Here is a 20,527-nt window from a genome sequence, read left to right on the forward strand (position 1 = left end):
TTACCCAAGGCTGTTGGATAAATTGGATGAGTTTCTCTTTAGATTCCGTTTGTTGGTGCGGGTGATGAGTTGATTTCGGCGATGCGAGTTTGGGCGTATTCTTGGAATGGTGCATAGTTAATGATGGTGGCGAGTTCAGCCGCATCATTTAAGGAATTAACTGCGGCGTTTGAGTCTCCCATCTTTAACTGGACATCGGCAATAAATAATAGATTACGACTTTGACTGTAGATATCTCCAATTTGGATGTAGAGGTTTTGTGCTTGCTGGAGATAGTCAAGTGCTGTTGTGGGGTTTTCTTGTAACTTACCGAATTCTTGTAGAACGTTAGCTTCCCCCAAGCGATCGCCAATGTCGCGGTAGAATTGCAAAGCGCTTTCGTAGCGTTGTAAGAGGATGTTTGAAAAGTCATCTAACGTATGTTTGACTACTCTGGCTATCGAGAAGTTGAACGAGATAATGAGGGTTCTGGGACTTGCGATCGCTTCTCTGAGTTGCATTTAAGGCTCAAGCTGACACTTTTCAAACAACCTCTAAGCGGGCAATGGTTTCATTAGCAACATCGACTCGAAACGCTTCAATCTGTCTCGCTGTAATCAAAGGGAATAATTCCAAATCCTGATACGCTTTGCGAAACTTTTCTAGTAAAGATTTGTTCATCTTCCAATTTCCTGCCATGCCTTGATTATCATAGCCAATTTTGGTATTTGCCCATTGCCCATTGCCGCTTGCCGCTTGCCCCTTGCCGCTTGCCCCTTGCCCATTACCCATTGCCCCATTTCTTTTGTCCCACCATTTGGTAAGTTAGTACATAGTCCGAAACAATAGCAGTTATCACAAGAGGGGATTACGTTGAGTCACCATCCAGATGCCATTGCCCCGCACGGTGGACAGTTGGTTAACCGTATCGCCACACCAGAACAAAGAGAAGAATTTCTCTCAAAAGCTGACTTTTTGCCGCGAGTGCAGCTTGACGATCGCGCCGTTTCTGATTTAGAAATGATAGCGATCGGTGGTTTTAGTCCACTCACAGGTTTTATGAACCAGGAAGACTACGATCGCACTGTAACAGAAATGCGACTAGCTAACGGTCTTGTCTGGTCAATACCAATTACACTATCGGTAGCCGAAGAAGTAGCTTCCCCTCTCAAAGAAGGTAGCTTGATTCGCCTAGATAACCCCGCAGGGCGGTTTGTTGGAGTTTTGGAACTCACGCAAAAATATCACTACGACAAAACCCGCGAGGCAATTAATGTCTACCGCACTGATGATGCAAATCATCCTGGTGTGCAGGTACTATATAACCAAGGTTCAGTACATCTGGCTGGTGATATCTGGCTATTGCAACGCGAATCCCATTCCCAGTTTCCCACTTACCAAATAGATCCCGCAGCCTCACGGCAAATCTTCCGCGAAAATGGCTGGAAAACCATTGTCGGTTTCCAAACTCGCAACCCCATCCACCGCGCCCACGAATATATCCAAAAGTGTGCCTTAGAAACAGTAGATGCTCTGTTTTTGCATCCATTAGTTGGCGCAACCAAAGATGATGATATTGCCGCCGACGTGCGGATGCGCTGCTATGAAATTTTGCTAGAACACTACTATCCTAGTGATCGCGTAATTTTGGCAATTAATCCCGCAGCAATGCGTTATGCTGGTCCTCGTGAAGCCATATTCCATGCCCTAGTCCGCAAAAACTACGGCTGCACCCACTTTATCGTCGGTCGCGATCATGCTGGCGTTGGTGATTATTATGGCACTTACGATGCTCAATACATCTTTGATGAATTTGAGCCAGCTGAATTAGGCATTGTGCCCATGAAATTTGAACACGCCTTCTACTGCACCCGTACCAAGCAGATGGCAACGACTAAAACCAGTCCCAGCAAACCAGAAGAACGCGTTCACTTATCTGGAACCAAAGTTAGGGAGATGCTGCGACGCGGTGAATTACCTCCACCAGAATTTTCCCGCCCAGAAGTAGCCGCCGAGTTGGCGCGGGCAATGCGGATAGAGGTGTCGGTTTAGGGCATTGGGCATTGGGCATGGGGGAAGGGAAAGGGGTAAGGGGGAAAGGGGAAAGATTAAATTTATTCCTTTTCCCTTTAACCTTTTCCCTGCCTTCCCCACTCCCCCTTTACACTACAGACCTCAAACCTTTAAGCTGCTAGCTGGTAGGCTGAGAACTGATGGCTAATTATGAAACGGCGCACGTTTTTAAACAGAATTGGCTCAATACTTGCCGTATTGGGGCTAACTGAAGCTGAGTGGTTGACTTTGGGAAACCGCTACTACTACGCTTTGGCACAACCCAGTCCGCGCAAGTTGGCATTATTAATAGGTATTAACCAATACCCCAAAATTCCAGCCCTCAGTGGTTGCCTCACTGATGTGGAACTGCAAAGAGAACTTTTGATTCATCGCTTTGGCTTCCAAAGTTCAGATATTCTCACCTTAACTGAGGAACAAGCTAGCAGGGAATTCATTGAGGCGGCTTTTTTAGACCACCTGGGCAAGCAAGCTCAAGCTGGTGATGTGGTGGTATTCCACTTTAGCGGCTATGGCAGCCGTGTCAAATTGGAAACATCGCCAGATACAATGCAAAATGCTCTGGTGTCAGCTAATGAAAGTCAAATTGCACAAAATGAAACAATAGTCAATTATTTATTAGAAGAAACTTTACTATTATTATTGCGATCGCTCCCTACAAACAGAGTCACAGCAGTATTGGATACTAGTTATTCTGCTCCTAGCTCAATCATCGGATTAAAAGCTCGCGTCCTCCAGGAGTCACCAGAAGCCAAGCTGATAGCAGAGGAACTCGATTTTCTCAAAGAACTGAAAACTCAAAAATCACGCAGCACTCCTACTGTATTAACAACTACTTCAAGTTCCAAGCAGTCAGCTAGGGAAGCAGTCTTTTCTGGTTTTAGTGCCGGGTTATTTACTTACGCCTTGACTCAGTATTTATGGGAAGCTACACCAGCCACCAAAATTCAAGTCGCTCTTTCTCATGTGGAAAATTCTCTGTACAAATTGGGTAGTAAACAGCAACTAGATTTAAACAGTACACAGAAAAATCAACAGGAAGCGTTACTGGTTGAGAATTTGCTGCCAGACAGTAACATTGGTGCAGAGGGCGTGGTGAGAGCCATTGAAGAAGACGGCAAAACAGTGCAGCTGTGGTTGGCAGGATTACCCCCCCAAGTGCTGCTATACTACGGAGTGAATTCTCGATTGACTCTACCAACAACAGAGCAATTGGTATTGCGATCGCGTAGTGGGTTAACAGCAAAAGCTCAATTTTTCAAAATTGAAGGTGCAACTCCGGCGCAAGTAGGGCAACTTGTCCAAGAAGCAGTCCGCGTTTTACCAAAAAATATTAATTTAATAATTGCTCTGGATACTCGACTCGAAAGAATTGAACGAGTAGATGCCACAAGTGGCTTTGCGGCTATTGCTCATATGTCCACCGTAGTAGCGGGGGAACAACCAGCTGATTATATATTTGGTAAGCTCCAGCAAACACCTAGTCGGTATGGACTATTTACTCTCGATGGCGAGTTAATTCTCAACACCGCAGGCGAAGTTGGCGAAGCAGTAAAAGTCGCAGTACTACGGTTAGCGCCGAAATTATCCACCTTGCTAGCAGCCAAATTATGGCGACTCACAGAAAATGAAGGTTCTTCGCGCCTAGCCATCAAAGCAACCCTAGAGACAATTAGCGATATATCATCTCAGGCGTTAATGCAACGCCAAACACTGCGAACTGAGATTTCTGAAAAATCACTCCCCACAGACGCGATTAATCGCGTCTCTACCAAATCACGATTAATCGCGTCTGCACCCACTCCCACTGTCCCTATCGGTAGCCGAATGCAATATCGGCTGGAAAATCAGAGCGATCGCCCAGTATACTTAATTTTGCTAGGTTTAAAAAATAATCAGACAGCAACTGCCTTTTACTCTTGGGAAACTCCACAAGAACCAAACACTACGGACAATAAACCGCTTTTTCGAGAAGTTGTCATCGCCCCAGGTGAAACCCTCACCTTACCCCAAACTAATGCTGGTTCTGAATGGGTAATTCCAGGCCCAGCCTTCTTTTCGGAACAACAACTAATTTTTAGTACTGCTCCCTTCAATGCAACTCTCGCCGTTTTGAACACTGCAAATTATCCCACACCTGACGAGCATCCAATTGCCCCATTGTTGAAATCGTTAGATGTTGTCCAAGCCTTGCTCCAAGATTTGCATAACGCCAGCTTCGTCAAAACTGAGATGAATGGTACAGCAGCCGACTCATATATCTTGGATGTGAATAATTGGGCAAGTTTGAGTTTTACTTTTCAGGTTGTGTGAATGCAGATGGGGCAAACAGCGAGTGTTGACTGATGACTGCTAATGGTCTGACTATCTTGTGAAACAGCGGATTTATTTATCAATCTAACCAACTGGACTTTATATTGGGATAATTATTTTAATAGTTGGTTAATAGATGTTGAATATCAATCATTTTTAGAAAATATTTTCAAACTAAGACATTTTTTTGTTAACTGTCTTAACTGTCCAAAAAATATTTCTTAACTGTCTTAACTGTCCTTGTGTTTTTGCTCTAGTAGTGAGAATATCTCAGGGTAATTCCACCTGTAATAGAGATACAAAAATTAGTAAATAGAAGGAAAACTCATGTCTGACATCAAAAAACTTGGTCAATCTTGGATATTTAATTGGTTCTTTGGCTTTAGCGAGATCCCTACAGATGAAGATTGTTGCATTTACATGAAATCAGTTTTATGTTGCGCTAAAGGAGATGGAGTTCTTTCAAAGAAAGAAAAAGATTGGGCTATTGGATTCTGTGCGTCCTGGGGAGTAGCAAACTGGGTAATTGAAGAGCTAAAAGCATACGAAGCAGATGAAGATATAGAAGAAGTCATTGCTCGCTCTCCTCAAGTGTCCATAGCACAAAGAGATTTACTTCTCACAGCAATTAGAGCTTCTGCTGCTGATGGAGAACTTCATGGACAGGAAAAGAAAAAAATTCGGCAAATGGCTTCTATTATAGGAGTTAAAGAAGAGATAGTAGAGCAGTTAGAGCAACTACACCAAGAAGAATTAGCATTACGGCAAAAGCGTGTTAAGCTGCTATATCCTGAGAAAAGCCCTTATTAGTAATCTACATCTAAGTAACTATATTCAACTCCAACGCTAAACAATTCAAAATTTGCTTATTTGCTTCTTAAAAAATTAAGAAGATTTAGAAGTAATAACTTGGAATTAAAGCAAAGTGTATGGGGTGACCATTTTTGGCGTTGTATAAATACGGCATGGTTTGGCGATTAAACCTTTGAAAAGTCCTTCAAATGGAACTAAATTATTCCATGATTTTGCAACGCCTAATTTTGAATCTGATAATTTGGGCTAAACGTTAGACAAATTTACCCAAGTCTTGGATTTTAATAATTTTGCCTATTGCTTTGATTGCAGTTTTGGGATTGATATTTGCAGTTTATCACAGTTATCTAAAAGGTTTTGATCCGTGGCAAGCACTTCAGATATCAAAAATGTCAATTCTTCAGCTACTACTCAACATAATTCTTTGAGCAGTCAATAGCCAACAGTCAAGCCTATTTTCAAAGCCAGTTGAATTCAATTAAGTGGAACGACCCACAACTTCATCAAAAGCAGTATTTACAGACACTTCTTTCCAAGCATCTAGTTCTGTTTTCACCGACTCCAGTTTGGCATTAATAGCATAAATAGCATCTTCTCCTAACGCCAATCTCAGTGGCGGATTATCGCTATTAACTGCTTTAATAATTGCCAAAGCTGCTTTCTTGGGATCGCCTGGTTCCTTAAATTCCAATTTATTATCTAATATATCTCGCGCACCTTGACGCATTTCACCAATCGCTGCTTCATAGTCCTTGATTTCGCTATCAGCTATAACAAGAGAACGCGTGACAAAATCTGTACGAAATGCACCAGGTTCTACTATTGTGATTTTGATACCCAGAGGTGTAACTTCCTGAGCTAATGCTTCAGAAATACCTTCTATTGCAAATTTAGTACCATTATAAATTCCTGTACCGGCATAGCCCACAAATCCACCTACCGATGAAATATTAACTATGTGTCCACTACCTTGCTGGCGCATATAAGGTAGTACCGTCCGTAGCACTTCTAAAATACCAAAAAAGTTTGTTTCAAACTGACGGCGAACTCCTTCATTACTGACTTCTTCTATTGCCCCTAAAATTCCATATCCAGCATTATTAACAAGTATATCAATGCGTCCAAATTTGGCAATTGCCTGTTTTACTGCTTGTTCTACTTCTTCAGGTTTCGTGACATCAAGTTGCACCGCCAATGTATGTTCTGGAAAGCTTGCTGCTAAATCTTGTATCAACTCTGGATTTCTTGCAGTTAGGATTACAGTCTCACCCTGCTTTAACACAGTTTCTGCTAATGCTCGACCCAAGCCTTTTGAACTACCAGTAATAAACCATACTCGTCTCTTAATCGTTGAGGATGTGACCATAACAAATCTCCATTTTTAACAAAACAATTCATGAGTCAGCCACACAGAATTAAAAATTGAATTTTGTGTAATACCATTTCTTTGTGAGGCTGCGCCAAATTCTCTTGGCTTCCTTCCTTCTTTCTTTCTTTCTTTCTTTGTGTCCTTCTCTAACGAGACGCTGCGCGAATGCGCCCTTTGCGGTTCGTTCCTTATATATGGCGCATCTTCATACAGAATTGGTATTACTAGATGTTGCCAGATGTTTCCTGCATCTTTTTCCGGAGACTAAGCGGCCTCATGTCAGTCCAGACTTCTTTGATGTAATCTAGACACTCTTGCTTCAAACCATTTTTACCAGCGTCTTTCCAACCAATAGGGTTTTCACGGTCAGATGGCCAAATGGAATATTGTTCTTCATGATTAACTACAACTTTGTAAATTGTTGTGTCTTCTTTATCATCTTGATACATGATTCACCTGTTGATAATTAATTAATGGTTGTTTATACTCTGGTAATAAGTTAATCAATGAAGCTTAATCAAAGGTAGATAAAAACTTCATTTTTTACTATTAATTAATATTACTATTTTCTCGCTTCTAATTTAAGAGAACTTAAAGATTTAAATTCTAAAATTGTTAATATTAATACAACTAACATAAACACGATATCTGCAAAAAGCATACCAGAATATATGCCTCTGACACCTGCAAATCTTGAAAAGAATAGAACCATTGGCACAGTCAAGATTATGCTTTTTAACAAAATTACTACTAATACAGTTTTACCTTTGCCTATAGATATAAAAAGAGTATTACTAAAGTGTGCTAAAGGCCATATTGGCATTAGTATGTTGAGAAGCCTAAAATTTAGCAGATCGCCTTCTACAAATCTAACATCTGGCAGAATTATTTCTAAAAATGTTCTGGGAAATAATTGTAAGGGAAGCCAAATTAATACTAATAAAATAGTTCCAATAGTTGCAAAAGTTAAATATGCTTTTTTTATCCTTCCGTAATTTTGTGCGCCATAATTCATACCAATTATAGGTTGTAATGCTTGGGAAAAACCAAAAATAGGAATAAATATAATTGAGATTATTTTTCCCGCTGCTCCAAAGAAAGCAATATCAGTATTTGTTCCATAGTTAGAAATTGAATTAAAGACTACGAAATCTTGTAGTAATATGGTAAACGGAGAAAAAAGTTCTGATATGCCAACTGATAAGATTGCGGGGATTAAGTCTATGGCGATCGCCATATTTTTAAAATTAACAGGGATAGAACTTTTACCAACAATAAAATAACCTAAATTAGCAATACTATAAACAACCATTGCCATAACTGTAGCCAGAGCAATCCCTTGAGTTCCCCAATGAAATACACTAATAAATATATAATTTAATACAATATTAACAATAACAAAAAGCCAATCAAATATTGAAGTTAATTTAATCTCCCCTTCTGATCTTATCAGATTTCTACAAGCTTCTGCTAAAATCAAAAATACTGAACCTATGATATAAGTATTAAAATATTTTACGCCTTCTAAAGCAACTTCACCAGTTCCTCCCATTAAGAAAATTAATTCTTTGCCAAACTTATAACCAATAATAGTAATTAAGAGTGAAATTACAGCACTCATAACTATTAAAGTACCAAATATTTTAGACTGAGTTTTAACATCTCCAGAACCAATAGCTCGACTCAAAACAGAAGCAGAACCCACTCCAATACAAAAAGCAAATCCATTTGTTATAGCTAAAATTGGCAGTGCTAATGAGATGCCAGCTAAAGCACTTTCACCAATAAATCTTCCTGCAAATAAAGCATCAATAAAAGTGTTTAAACTCAGCATCAGTATTCCCAGAGTACTAGGAATTGATAACTTGAAGATTAGTTTAAGAAGGTTACCATCAAGAATTTCATTAGTGATTTGAGATTGTTTTTGTACAGTCATCTTTTAATTTCGTATTTACTGTTTACTCAACCTTAACCAAACGGCTAACACGATACTGCTTCACTGCTTCTAATTCCATCTCTTTTGCGGAGTTAAATGCACTGGTTACCTCACCACAAACTTCTATTCTGCCTTCATAAGCACCTGACATACTGCCATCTGGAAGTGTAAAATCAATCCGAACTTCTGCCCAGTCACCATCCTTTTCCATCGCCAATACTTTGCCTGCTTTCAAGTAATTTAGCCAATTCCAACCAGACTGCATCCAAATTTCGCGCTCAACAATTTGCTCAAATTTGCTTAAACCAGTCCATCCTCGATAATATTGACGCAAACCAAAAACTGAGCCATTCTGTTGCACTAATAAATCCAATACATCTGGCTCTAAATGTCCCCACAAACAGCCTTGAGATAAATCAATTAATGTAGGGGCAAACTGATGACCACCAAAGTGAGTTGTTTGCCAAACTCGTAATTTCCCATGAGAAATAGGGGCGTATTCTTTACGTAATTGTCGATATATAGGAGTTCCAAATCTGCCGCAAGCAAGGTCAACTTGAGCATGGGTACAAACCATCAGTTCACGAATGTCACTTGTTTGTTGTTTATATTGCTGAAATTGCGATAAATTGTTCGGTTTTTGTATCAACTGCTGAAATATTGCTGTCAACAAAGCAGCCGCTTTACTTTCTGGTACGATAAACTCTTGTTTCTCAAACTGAGAAAACAGTTTTGTAGGGCGATAATAGTAGAAAATGCGGGTAAAGCCAGGATGAGAATATTCGCGGTCAGGAGCAATTAGCATCGGTTTCAAATTTACCCCATGCTGAAAAATTAACTCTTGGAATAAACCTATCACTGACTTAATAGTTGGATTTTCTTGAAATATTTCTTGTGGCCAAGGTTGTGGAACTTCCATAACCAACCAGTGTTCATAAGTACCTGCTGTCCCAATTAAATCTTCTCCATTAGCTTTTGAAACTAAGGAACAAAAACGACAGTCTTTTGGCAGAAGTTCTTTCATATGTTGAGTTTGCATATTTACTGTCTGTGCTATAGTTTTTTATTACAAAAATTTTATACGGGAGTCATTTTTTCTCTATCAAACAACTCACTACAGCTTGAAAAAGCTGATTCACGGACTACACAAATCAGTTAAAAAATCAAATTAAATTTTTATAGCGATGAATTATTAATCAAGTCCCATTCCTTTTCGCATATCCTGATAAAAATTGTCATAAAAATATTGGTGCGGTACTAACCTTTTATACAAAGCATACAAAGTAAGACGCCAGTATGATTGCACAACAAAATATTGTCTTTTAGGTTTACGAGCTTCCAAAGCCTGAAAAATCGTATTTGCCACTTTTTCGGCTGGTAAACCTCCGCTGCGGTTATCTTCTACCGATCCTTGCATATATATTTTGTAATTCTTGCCATATATCGCTTTAATTTCTGGTGACATATTCGCTAATGCTTCCTGATAACTAGCTTCTACTTTATCAGCCTGTTCCGGGGTTACTATTCCTGCTGGCAAGATGGAAATAACCTCAACTCCACTAGAAAATAATTCCATTCGTAAAGAATCTGTAATTGCTTCCATCGCAAATTTGGAAGCAGATAAAAGACTTCTATAAGGTAGGGCTAATCTGCCACAAATTGCACTGATATTAATGATGCGACCTTTGGCTTTTCGGATCAATGGTAAAAATGCCTGTGTGACTGCAATTTGACCGACAACATTGACTTCAAAATTAAATCTAATGTCATCTATGGAAATACATTCTATAGGGCCATCTACCGCTACAACTGCGTTATTAATTAAAGCGAATAGTCCTTCATCCCCAACTATTAGCGAGACAAATTCAGTAGCAGATTTAATTTCTTCTGGTTTTGTGATGTCCATAATAATTGGTGTTAAATTACCAGATGCAGATTCCTTTAGTGAATGTGCATCTTTTTCACTACGGACTCCGGCAAAAACACGATACCCTTGCTTGGCTAGTGAAAGCGCAGTTACTCGACCTAAACCTGTGGATGTTCCTGTGATGACAACTGCGCCTTTATAACTCTGACTCATACCCATTTTCTCCCAGATGGAATATATTTTTATGCTGCAAAATGCTTAGTTGAGAAATACGATGTATATCAACTGAATAAACCACTAAAAGCAAGAGCTAAAACAAGTGGTTTTGACTTTTGTTCATGCTGACGAGTGGGATTACTATTAAGCTGCTGACGTAGCAGCCACAAAGGTTTTTTAAGACCAGGAGATAGTGTCATAAATGTTGTTGAACCCCATAATTTCTAGATATTGAACTGGAAAAATAAATTGAGAAATATATTAAAATCGGTTCATGCCTTGCAAGAAAGTAGGCGTTATTCTTTCTCCTGCGCTCCCCGTCCCTTCTGCCTCTTTTTGACGGCGACTACGCGTAACCATTTTCACACCACTTGCAGGAGAACAAATCAAACCTGCAAATTTTGGACGTTCTGGACGCTGACTGACTAACTCTAATTCATAGCGTGAAAGAATCGTTGCTAATATAAGTTTCATTTCAAATAAGGCAAAGTTTGCACCAATACAGACACGAGAACCGCCGCCAAATGGCAAAAATTCGTAAGGAGAAAATTGTTTTTCTAAAAAGCGTTCTGGCTGAAATTCTTTTGGATTTGGATATAAATCTTCACGCTGATGGGTCGAATAAATATTACCAATAAGTATTGTACCAGGATGCAGTTCGTAGCCCATAATCTCAACGGTCGATTCTACTAATCTGGGAAATGTAAACAATTGAGTTGGATAAATTCGCAGAATTTCATTACATACAGCACTTAAGTACGGTAATGCAACAATGCTCATTGGGTCTGGATTTTGACCAAGACTGTTAAGTTCTTCTAGTAATTTTTCTCGAACATCTTTTAAACGATGAATCCAATACAAAGCCCAACTAATAGCAGTTCCAGAAGCATCACCGGATGCAAATATAGGAGATATTACAAGGTCGCGTACCTCTTCATTGCTTAATGATTCACCTGTTTCATCACGAGCTAATATTAAATCGCTAAGTATATCAGTCCCGGAAAAATCTGCTTGCTGGCGACGTTCTTCAACCTCAGTAAATAGTAATTGAAAAAGTTCTCGTCTTAGATGTAGAAGATATCCTTGCGGACTCCATTGTCCTAAATCTTTTTCTAGGAAAATTTTGCTAATAATTTTAACTATAAGAGATTGGCGATCGAGTTTCAGCAAAGACGCAAATAAATGTTTAATTTTGTCATGGCGGTCTCCCTCATGCAAACCAATTACCCGTTCTATACCCACTTGAAAAGTAATATCTTCAATGACCGGGTATGCTACAAAGGGTTTTCCAACCACTTGTTTATCCATCATCTTTTCTGTGAGTTCACAGATACCTCTTCCACAAGCTTGCATCCGCGCTCCATGAAAAGCTTGCATTAAAAGTTTACGCCGATTTTTGTGAATTAAACCATCAAGTTGCAGAACTCCTTGGTTTCCTGTAATAAAGGCAAAATCCTCATTTAATGCACCCCTAGCTATAATTTCTTTGGTATTTGTGAAAATTTCTTTTATGCCTAAAGGATTGCTGATGTAAACAATTGGTGTAGAACCAGACATGATAGTGACTATATCACCATAACGTTGGGAAATAGCATCCAAATAGCCAAAAGGATTAGACTCAAATTGTAGACCTAACAACCAAAATGGTGTTTTTGGCCCTGGGGGTAGTTTCATCAGTTGCTTTTACTCCCATTATTTAAATTTGACACAGCATTATCAATACAAACTCTCAAAGTTTTAGCTAATTCTTGAATATGAGGTTCAACAAAAATAGAAAAATGATCCCCAGGAACTTCTATAAGTTTAATAGGTTGACTAGAAAATTTACCCCAACCTAGTAAGGGGTCATTAGTATGAAATTCCGGACTTTCAAAATCATGAATAATTTCTTCCTTAGCTCTAAAGAGAGTCATGGAATGAGGATAAATAACTGGCACATAATCTCGCATTGCTTGGACATGAGCCTTGAAGAGTTTGTAATAACGGATAAAATCTTTAATCTCCGTATCAGTAAAGATGAAGTTTGCTTTTTGATTAATTAAATCAAGTTGTTTGTTGAGTGATAAATCTCGCAGTTCTTCAAAAGAAACTGAAAAATCTATATTACTATCAGTTTTGATTGATTCAGCCATGCGGAGTAAAAACTTTGCATCATCGTCTTTTGTAGATTCAATACGTGTTTCTGAAAGTATGGCATCAATTACAACTAACAAATCTACTCTTTCACCCTGTCTTTGTAATTGCTGCGCCATTTCAAAAGCAAGTATACCGCCGTAACAATGACCACCTAAAAGATAAGGCCCATTTGGCTGTATTTTACGAATTTCTTGCAAATAGTAATTTGCTGTTTCTTCTACCGATATAATTTCAGGTTCCTCTGCATCAGGGTTATGTTCCAAAGCATGAAATGGATAATCCTCACCAAGCCTTCTGGATAAATTAATATAGTGATTAATACCTCCGCCAGCACCATGCACACAAAAGAAAGGTATCTTGGAATCAGAAGAGTTAATTGCTACCACAGGAGAATTAGAACTCTCGCGAAATGGTTGACTAACAATTACAGCTAGTTTCTCAATTGTAGGATTTTCAAAAAGAGTAGATAGACTAAGGTTATGACCAAATCTATCTTGAATTTGAGCCATTAAGCGTACAGCTAAAAATGAGTGACCACCTAAGTTAAAAAAGTTATCTGCTACTCCTATAGGGCTAGTATTTAGAAGATTCTCCCAAAGTTTTACTAATGATAATTCTGTAAAGTTCCGAGCAGCAATAAAGGTTTTAGTAGTACTTATTGGGATAACTTCATCTGTGCGAAGAGAACGCTTGTCTACTTTGCCATTAGGTGTAAGTGGTAGTGCATCTAATACTACAAAAGCAGACGGTAGCATATAACTAGGTAATTTCTGTTGCAAATAGGGCAATAGTTCTGTCGCTACTTCCTGTTTTTGTGCGACAATATATGCAATCAAACGTTGATTTTCTTCAGCGTCATTAACCACAACCACAATAGATTCTTGCACATCTGGATGTTGTAAAATTGCTGCTGCAATTTCACCCAATTCTACTCGAAAACCTCTGATTTTGACTTGTTCGTCATGACGACCTAAATATTCTAGATTTCCATCATTGAGATAACGGACTAAATCGCCTGTTTTATAAAGCTTTGTTGTTGGAATAAAGGGGTTATCAATAAATTTTTCTTGAGTTAATTCTGGACGATGTAGATATCCCTTTGCTAAGCCGTCACCACCAATATAAAGTTCGCCAAAAACTCCTATAGGTGTTGGTTGTAAATTGTGATTCAATACATACACTTGAGTATTTTGGATAGGGCGACCGATAGGAATAGTGTTTACTTTATCTTCTAATAAACTGGTGTCGTAATAAGTGGCGTTTGCAGAAACTTCCGATGAACCATAAAGGTTGATTAGTTTTGCAAATGGCATTAATTCTTGGAAGTTTTTAGCTAACTTCACAGATAGTGCTTCGCCGCTAGTTATCCAAATTTTTAGTTGTGATAATTTCTGAGTCAGATAATGATAATTGTCTAGAAGTAAACGTAGTAATGAGGGTACAAGTATAATACGGCTAACTTTGTGATGCGCTAAAGCTTCTATAAATAATTGCGTGTCTAATAAAGTTGCATTGCTGATAATTACTGTAGGAATTCCTTGAAGTAAAGGAGCAAAAATTTCCCAAACAGAATCTACAAAGCTAATAGCTGTTTTCTGACAACAAACTTCTTTTGGGGTGAAAGGATAAGTCTTCCATAGCCAGTGTAAGCCATTTACTGTACCGCGATGAGTGCCAAGAACGCCTTTAGGCATTCCAGTTGAACCAGAAGTGTAGATAATATAGGCGAGATGTTCGGGTTTTGAAATGTTAATCAGGTTTTCTGGACTTTGTTGAGCAATTTCATCTTGGTGAATATCGAGGCAAACGATTTTAGGCGAAGATAATGATTGTTTTTCTAATATTTCTTGATGGCTAATTAATATCGATGCCTGAGAATCCGAGAGCATAAAATTTAGACGCTCAACTGGATAACTTGGATCGAGGGGAATGTATGCACCGCCAGCTTTGAGAATGCCTAAAATCCCCACTACCATGTCTATTGAACGTTCCAGACATATAGCAACTAATGTTTCTTTTGTTACGCCCTGTTTTTGTAAATAATTTGCGAGTTGATTAGCTTGATAATTAATTTGACGATAAGTTAGTTGCTCAGATTGATGAACTAAGGCTATAGAATCAGGCGTGAGTTCAACTTGCTGTTCAAATAATTGATCGAGAGATAAATTTTTATATTCTGCGCTACTTTGATTAAACTTAAATAATAATTGCTCTTCTTCAACAGGAGTTAGTAGCGATAAGTCATTGATATGTTGCTCTGGATTAGCAACGATATTTTCTAATAAAGTTTGGTAGTTTTTGATAAATTGGCTAATGGTTGTTGCATCAAAAATATCTGTATTGTACTCCAAACACCCCGTTAATCCCTCTTGGGATTCAAACATTGACAGGAAAATATCTAGTTGAGATGTACCGCTATCAAATTCTAAAGTATGCAAGGTTAATCCAGATACTTCCTGCACAGATGTTGGAGTATTTTGCAAGACAAACATGACTTCATAAAATGGATTTCTGCTTAAGTCGCGTTCGGGTTGTAATTTTTCTACAAGCATCTCAAAAGGCAAGTCTTGATGTGCATAAGCATCGAGAGTCACCTGACGAACTCGGTGTAGAAATTCCTGGAATGTGGGGTTACCACTGAGGTTATTACGCAATACTAAAGTATTAACAAATAAACCCAATATTCCTTCTAATTCAGCACGGTTGCGGTTGGCAATTGGAGAGCCAATCAAGATATCTTCTTGGTCTGTGTAGCGATATAATAATATGTTAAAAGCTGCCAGCAAGCTCATAAATAAAGTGGCATCTTCTCGCTGGCTTAATTGTTTAAGTGCATTAGTTAAGGTTGTGGAGAATGTAAAATATTGCTTGGCGCCAGCAAAAGTTGTGACGGTAGGTCGCAGACGGTCTGCGGGTAGTTGGAGTACAGGAAGCTCGCCGCTTAGTTGTTGCTTCCAGTATTTTAACTTGGTTGCGAGGAATTCTCCTTGAATGCGATCGCGTTGCCAAATTGCGAAATCTGCATACTGAATTGGAAGTTCGGGTAAGGGAGAAGGTTGATTTGTAGAGAACGCTGCATATAAGGTTGACAACTCGCGCAAAAACACGCCGCAAGACCATCCATCGGTGATAATGTGATGCATGGTCACAAGCAAAACATGTTCTTGTTCATTTAAGCGTAGTAAAGTTGCTCTGACTAAAAGTCCTTTAGCTAAATTAAAGGGTTTTGTTGCTTCTTTGGCTACAAGTTGTTTCACCTCTGATTCCCAATTTTGATTGGATAAATGCTCAAGATTAATGATGGGTAAATCCCAAGTTAAATCCCGTGCAATTTCCTGTACTGGTTGTCCATTTATGAGTTTAAATGTTGTGCGCCAAATTTCGTGACGCTTGAGGATTTCATTTAGGCTTTGGTGAAGTGCGGTAATATTTAACTGTCCTTTGATATGAAAAGCGATGGGAATATTGTAGAAGGAACTCCCGTGGTAAAGTTGGTCAATAAACCATAGTCTTTGTTGGGAGAAAGATAAGGGAATATTTTGAGATATTTGGCGTTTAGGAATAGTATCAGCTTGAAATTTGCCTCCTTTCCATTTTTCTAAGAGAGCTTTTTTCGCTGGTGATAAATTAGTATTATTTTTATTCATTGCTAATATGTAATCTAAAGTTTTTTTGGTTTGTTTTTTGGGTGAGTATAAAGATATTTAATTCCACGCAGAGACGCAGAGAGGAGGGAGAGGAGAGGTTTTGTTCTCCTACTCGCTACTTCTTGTGTTACTGAAGAGAGGCTTTTTGACAAACAAAGCAAGCTATGTCTTCGCTTTCTCCAAAGTCTCTAGTGTTATAGTAATTAAATTGTGTGAAGCCAGCATCTTTTAAAGCTGACTCAACTTCTTCTAAAAAGTGATCTTTTCTTAGCCAAACGGTGTCTGAACGCTGCCAATTTTTATCTATTAATTCAAATCCTGTGACTTTAATTTCCCAGAGCCTTTCTTCAGGTTTGTAGTAGAATAATTCTATTAATGAGCATTCATCATTGATATTAATAATATTAAAATTGTTTTTCTGAGCAGCTTCATGTAGCCAGTCTGTTATTGGTATATTGAACACAAACACACCACCATCTTTCAGTGAAGCATATACGTTTTTGAATACTGTTTTTAAATCTTCATTATTTTGGATAAAATGAAGAACATCGTTTGCCAAAGCTGCATCAAAGATGGGTGGTAAATCAAACTGACGGATATCACTAAGGATAAATTCGCTTTCAGGCGCATTTTTTTTAGCGTAGTTTAGCAGTCCTTGAGAAGCATCGATTCCAGTAACTTTATAGTTTCTAATGTTGAGCTGTTGCGCTAAATATCCAGAACCGCAACCAAGTTCAAGAATATGGGTTCCCGCAGGGAGTTGTGATAACAATATTTGGTCTAAAGCAGGGATTATACCTTTTAGTAGATCTTCAGGTGTGTTTTTGAATTCGTTCTGTAACCGAGCGATGGGTTCATAGTTGGGAAGAGTGTTTAGTAAGGACATAGACGATTTCTCCTGTTGTTGGATGAAGTTTTCGATGAAATAATTTATGCTTCAAAGTTTATTAGTTACCTAAAAAAGCTTCTACTTCTTCTTCGGATAATTCTTCTATTTTTTCTAATAAAAGTTGTTCTATCATTTCTGCTTGTTTGGCTGGTATCATGGCTTGCGATAAAAGGTCACGCAGTGGTAAATCTATAGGAAACTTTGCCCGCAATCGAGAAACTAATTGAGTCGCAATTAAAGAGTCTCCTCCTAATTCATAAAAGTTGTCGTAAATACCAACTTCTGTAATTCCAAGTACCTCTTGCCAGATTTCGGTAATTTGTTTCTCTAACTCATTTGTTGGAGCAAGATATGAATTACTCAGTTGTGGTCTAGAATAACGTGGGCATGAATCTAATTCGTTAGCAGATTTAGAATTTTCTAAATAATCAAGGTGAAATACATAATTTTGCCCAGCTTTATTATCCACTGTAGAAACAACAATTTGAGTTGGTTTTTCTAGAGATAATATTCTTTTAAATGCTTCTATAGCTTCTGTTGGAGTAATGCTTAATTCTAATCCGCCTACTTGTTCTAAGGGTTTTGGCTCTTGGGTGAAATCTAATGCTGTTAATTTAGTATTTAAAGAAGTCGATGAAGATTTAGCATCAATCCAGTATCTTTGTCGTTCAAAGGGATAGGTAGGTAAAGGTAAACGATGACGCTGCTCGTGGGCATAAAATCCTGACCAATCTATATCTACACCAAAAAGCCACAACTTACCTAATGTCTGTAACAAAAAACTCGCATCCGATTTTTGCTCTTGCACGTGAGGTAAAGAAGTCAGGACGTTTTGTTTAGCATTGATATCTAAATGTTGTTTGGTTAATGTACTTAAAGTTCGTCCCGGGCCGACTTCTAAAAAAACACCTTCAAACTGTTTTAAGAGTTGAGCTATACCATCGGAAAATTTGACAGTTTGTCGTAAATGTTGGCTCCAATAATTAGGATTTGTAGCTTGTGCCTCTGTAATCCAAGTACCAGTTACATTGGAAATAAAGCTTATGCGTGGTGGGTTGAGTTTAATTTTTTTGAACGATCGCCCAAATTCCTCTAAGATTGGCGACATCATTTGAGAATGGAAGGCATGGGACGTATGCAACAAACGACATTCAATTCCTTGAGAGGATAATTGATTTTCTAGCGTGGCGATCGCTTCTTTTGTGCCAGAGACTACGCATGAAGTTTGGCTGTTAATCGCAGCGATTTCTACAGAGTTGGAAATTAGCGATCGCACTTCTTTTTCTGGAAGCCGAATTGCTAGCATACTCCCTGGCGGTAACTGTTGCATCAGTTGTCCCCTTTTTGCCACGATGAATAGCGCATCTTCAAGGGAAAATACACCTGCGATCGCAGCTGCAACATATTCCCCAATGCTGTGACCAATCATCGCCGCAGGTAGCACACCCCATGACATCAATAACTTAGCCAAGGCGTACTCAATTACAAATAATGCTGGCTGGGTGAAGGCTGTTTGTTGTAGTTTTTGGTTAGCTGCGGTAATTTCTTCTGATTTTGGAAACAGTAAATCGCGGATATCAAGACCGAGATGAGGCTGCAAAATCTCCGCGCAATTATCTACATGTCTGCGAAATGTTGCTTCGACTTCGTAGAGTTCCCGACCCATGTTTGCATATTGCGATCCTTGTCCGGAAAACATGAAAATGACAGGCTGTTCTCTATGCTCTTGATATACAGTAAATGTCCTTTCTTGTTGCTGTGTTTCTAACACAGTGATACCATCTTGAACATTTTTGCACACCAACATTCGACGATGGTTGAAAGCTCTACGACCAACTTGTAAAGTATGAGCAATATTAGCTAAATTTATCTCTGGATTTTGTTTGAAATAAGTTAATAAATTTGCCGTTGCACTTTCTAAGGCTGTGCTAGTTTTCGCTGATAATAATATTAATTGCCAAGGTCTAGATTTATCAGAATATCTAACTTCCGGTGCTTCTTCTAGGATGACATGGGCATTAGTTCCACCAAAACCTAAGGAACTAATTCCTGCTCTGCGGGGAGTATTGTTAGTTTTCCAATCAGTTAATTTAGTATTAACGAAAAAAGGGCTATTTTCAAAATCAACCTCTGGATTGGGAACTTCAAAATTAATGCTAGGAGGAATTTTTTTATATTTTAATGCTTGTACAGTTTTGATTAAACTTGCTATGCCAGCAGCTATGTCTAAATGTCCAATATTTGGTTTCACTGAACCGATAGCGCAAAAGCCATTTCTTGATGTAAAAGCACGAAAAGCTTTAGTCAACGCTGCAATTTCCACTGGATCTCCAGCAGCGGTTCCAGTTCCATGAGTTTCTATATAAGAAATCTCATCAGCATCTATTCCGGCATTTGCCAAAGCTTCTACAATAACTTCAGCCTGACCATTTACACTAGGTGCGGTATAGCTAACTTTTAAAGAGCCATCATTATTAATTGCAGAACCTTTAACAACTGCATGAATATAATCTCTCTCTGCTATGGCATCTTCTAATCTTTTTAATACAACTATTCCCAACCCACTGCCAAAAATAGTACCCTCTGCCTTAGCATCAAAGGCTCTACAATGACCATCAGGAGATAAAATTCCATCCTGTTCATAGTAGTAACCCGACTTTTGTGGAACTATAATTGTAACTCCACCAGCTAATGCAATATCACACTCTTCATCAAGTAAACTTTTGCAAGCTAAGTGTAAGGCAACTAATGAAGTAGAGCAGTAAGTTTGAACTCCTATACTTGGCCCTTTTAAATTTAATTTATATGAAACATTTGTGGTTAAGAAATCTTTGTTAAAAGTATAGTTGTTAGAAATAACTCTGGAATTAACGTTATTATATATATTATTGAAAAAGTAAGTATTTGTGCTGACACCGCCATAAACCCCAATCAAACCATTGTATGTTTCTGGGTCGTATCCAGCATTCTCTAGAGCTTCCCAAGCACATTCTATGAATAGGCGATGTTGGGGGTCAAGTAATTCGGCTTCTTTTGGAGTGTAGCCAAAGAATCTAGCATCAAAATGTTCAATATCTGCTAGTATAGCCGCTGCTCTAACATAATTTGGGTTGTTTAAAGCCTCTGCTTCTAAATTTAAATCTGCTAAGTCACGATCGGATAAAAATGAAATAGACTCAACTTTATTTTGGATATTCTGCCAAAATTCCTCGATATTGTTCGCACCAGGGAAACGACCGGACATTCCCACTATTGCTATATCTAGATTTACTGTTGATTCTTGCATGAC

General features: G+C 38.5%; 15 protein-coding genes. 3 read left to right on the plus strand and 12 right to left on the minus strand.

What is annotated here, in order from left to right; translation table 11 throughout:
* Window positions 1–38 precede the first annotated feature (38 nt).
* Window positions 39–500, minus strand: a complete 462-nt coding sequence (locus tag ACM0OY_RS08050) for a tetratricopeptide repeat protein (RefSeq protein WP_414568334.1) — start codon at window positions 498–500, stop codon at window positions 39–41.
* Window positions 501–522: 22 nt separating this feature from the next.
* Window positions 523–771 (minus strand): hypothetical protein, encoded by a 249-nt coding sequence (locus ACM0OY_RS08055; protein WP_414568335.1) that lies wholly within the window; start codon window positions 769–771, stop codon window positions 523–525.
* An 81-nt stretch (window positions 772–852) separates the two neighbouring features.
* On the opposite strand from ACM0OY_RS08055, the gene sat reads away from it, so the two are divergent.
* From sat to ACM0OY_RS08070, 3 genes are all read left to right on the plus strand, one after another.
* Window positions 853–2,031, plus strand: a complete 1,179-nt coding sequence (sat, locus tag ACM0OY_RS08060; protein WP_414568336.1) for a sulfate adenylyltransferase — start codon at window positions 853–855, stop codon at window positions 2,029–2,031.
* A 171-nt stretch (window positions 2,032–2,202) separates the two neighbouring features.
* Complete coding sequence (locus tag ACM0OY_RS08065) at window positions 2,203–4,365, plus strand: caspase family protein (RefSeq protein ID WP_414568337.1); 2,163 nt, start codon at window positions 2,203–2,205, stop codon at window positions 4,363–4,365.
* A gap of 327 nt (window positions 4,366–4,692) precedes the next feature.
* On the plus strand, window positions 4,693–5,175 hold the full coding sequence (locus ACM0OY_RS08070) for a TerB family tellurite resistance protein (RefSeq protein WP_414568338.1): 483 nt from the start codon (window positions 4,693–4,695) through the stop codon (window positions 5,173–5,175).
* A 481-nt stretch (window positions 5,176–5,656) separates the two neighbouring features.
* On the opposite strand, the gene ACM0OY_RS08075 is transcribed toward ACM0OY_RS08070, so the two are convergent.
* The 10 genes from ACM0OY_RS08075 to ACM0OY_RS08120 all read right to left on the minus strand — a co-directional run bounded on the left by ACM0OY_RS08075 (window position 5,657) and on the right by ACM0OY_RS08120 (window position 20,524).
* On the minus strand, window positions 5,657–6,544 hold the full coding sequence (locus tag ACM0OY_RS08075) for an oxidoreductase (protein ID WP_414568339.1): 888 nt from the start codon (window positions 6,542–6,544) through the stop codon (window positions 5,657–5,659).
* A gap of 227 nt (window positions 6,545–6,771) precedes the next feature.
* On the minus strand, window positions 6,772–6,996 hold the full coding sequence (locus ACM0OY_RS08080; RefSeq protein WP_414568340.1) for an MbtH family protein: 225 nt from the start codon (window positions 6,994–6,996) through the stop codon (window positions 6,772–6,774).
* Between the two features lie 113 nt (window positions 6,997–7,109).
* Window positions 7,110–8,483, minus strand: a complete 1,374-nt coding sequence (locus ACM0OY_RS08085; protein WP_414568341.1) for an MATE family efflux transporter — start codon at window positions 8,481–8,483, stop codon at window positions 7,110–7,112.
* Between the two features lie 22 nt (window positions 8,484–8,505).
* Window positions 8,506–9,522: a sucrase ferredoxin gene (locus ACM0OY_RS08090; RefSeq protein ID WP_414568342.1), complete on the minus strand. Its 1,017-nt coding sequence runs from the start codon at window positions 9,520–9,522 to the stop codon at window positions 8,506–8,508.
* A 153-nt stretch (window positions 9,523–9,675) separates the two neighbouring features.
* The gene (locus ACM0OY_RS08095) at window positions 9,676–10,563 is read right to left on the minus strand and encodes an SDR family NAD(P)-dependent oxidoreductase (RefSeq protein WP_414568343.1); all 888 of its coding nucleotides are present in this window, start codon (window positions 10,561–10,563) and stop codon (window positions 9,676–9,678) included.
* A 68-nt stretch (window positions 10,564–10,631) separates the two neighbouring features.
* Window positions 10,632–10,766, minus strand: coding sequence for a hypothetical protein (locus tag ACM0OY_RS08100; protein WP_414568344.1), 135 nt, complete (start codon window positions 10,764–10,766; stop codon window positions 10,632–10,634).
* 61 nt (window positions 10,767–10,827) lie between these two features.
* On the minus strand, window positions 10,828–12,240 hold the full coding sequence (locus ACM0OY_RS08105; protein ID WP_414568345.1) for a cytochrome P450: 1,413 nt from the start codon (window positions 12,238–12,240) through the stop codon (window positions 10,828–10,830).
* Complete coding sequence (locus ACM0OY_RS08110) at window positions 12,240–16,349, minus strand: amino acid adenylation domain-containing protein (RefSeq protein WP_414568346.1); 4,110 nt, start codon at window positions 16,347–16,349, stop codon at window positions 12,240–12,242. Before ACM0OY_RS08110 ends, ACM0OY_RS08105 begins: the two co-directional genes overlap by 1 nt.
* 127 nt (window positions 16,350–16,476) lie before the next feature.
* Window positions 16,477–17,235, minus strand: a complete 759-nt coding sequence (locus tag ACM0OY_RS08115; RefSeq protein WP_414568347.1) for a class I SAM-dependent methyltransferase — start codon at window positions 17,233–17,235, stop codon at window positions 16,477–16,479.
* A 61-nt stretch (window positions 17,236–17,296) separates the two neighbouring features.
* Window positions 17,297–20,524, minus strand: coding sequence for a beta-ketoacyl synthase N-terminal-like domain-containing protein (locus ACM0OY_RS08120; protein ID WP_414568348.1), 3,228 nt, complete (start codon window positions 20,522–20,524; stop codon window positions 17,297–17,299).
* Between the last annotated feature and the right edge of the window lie 3 nt (window positions 20,525–20,527).

The organism is Nostoc sp. CCY 9925, from assembly GCF_963920935.1.
Classification (GTDB): domain Bacteria; phylum Cyanobacteriota; class Cyanobacteriia; order Cyanobacteriales; family Nostocaceae; genus Nostoc.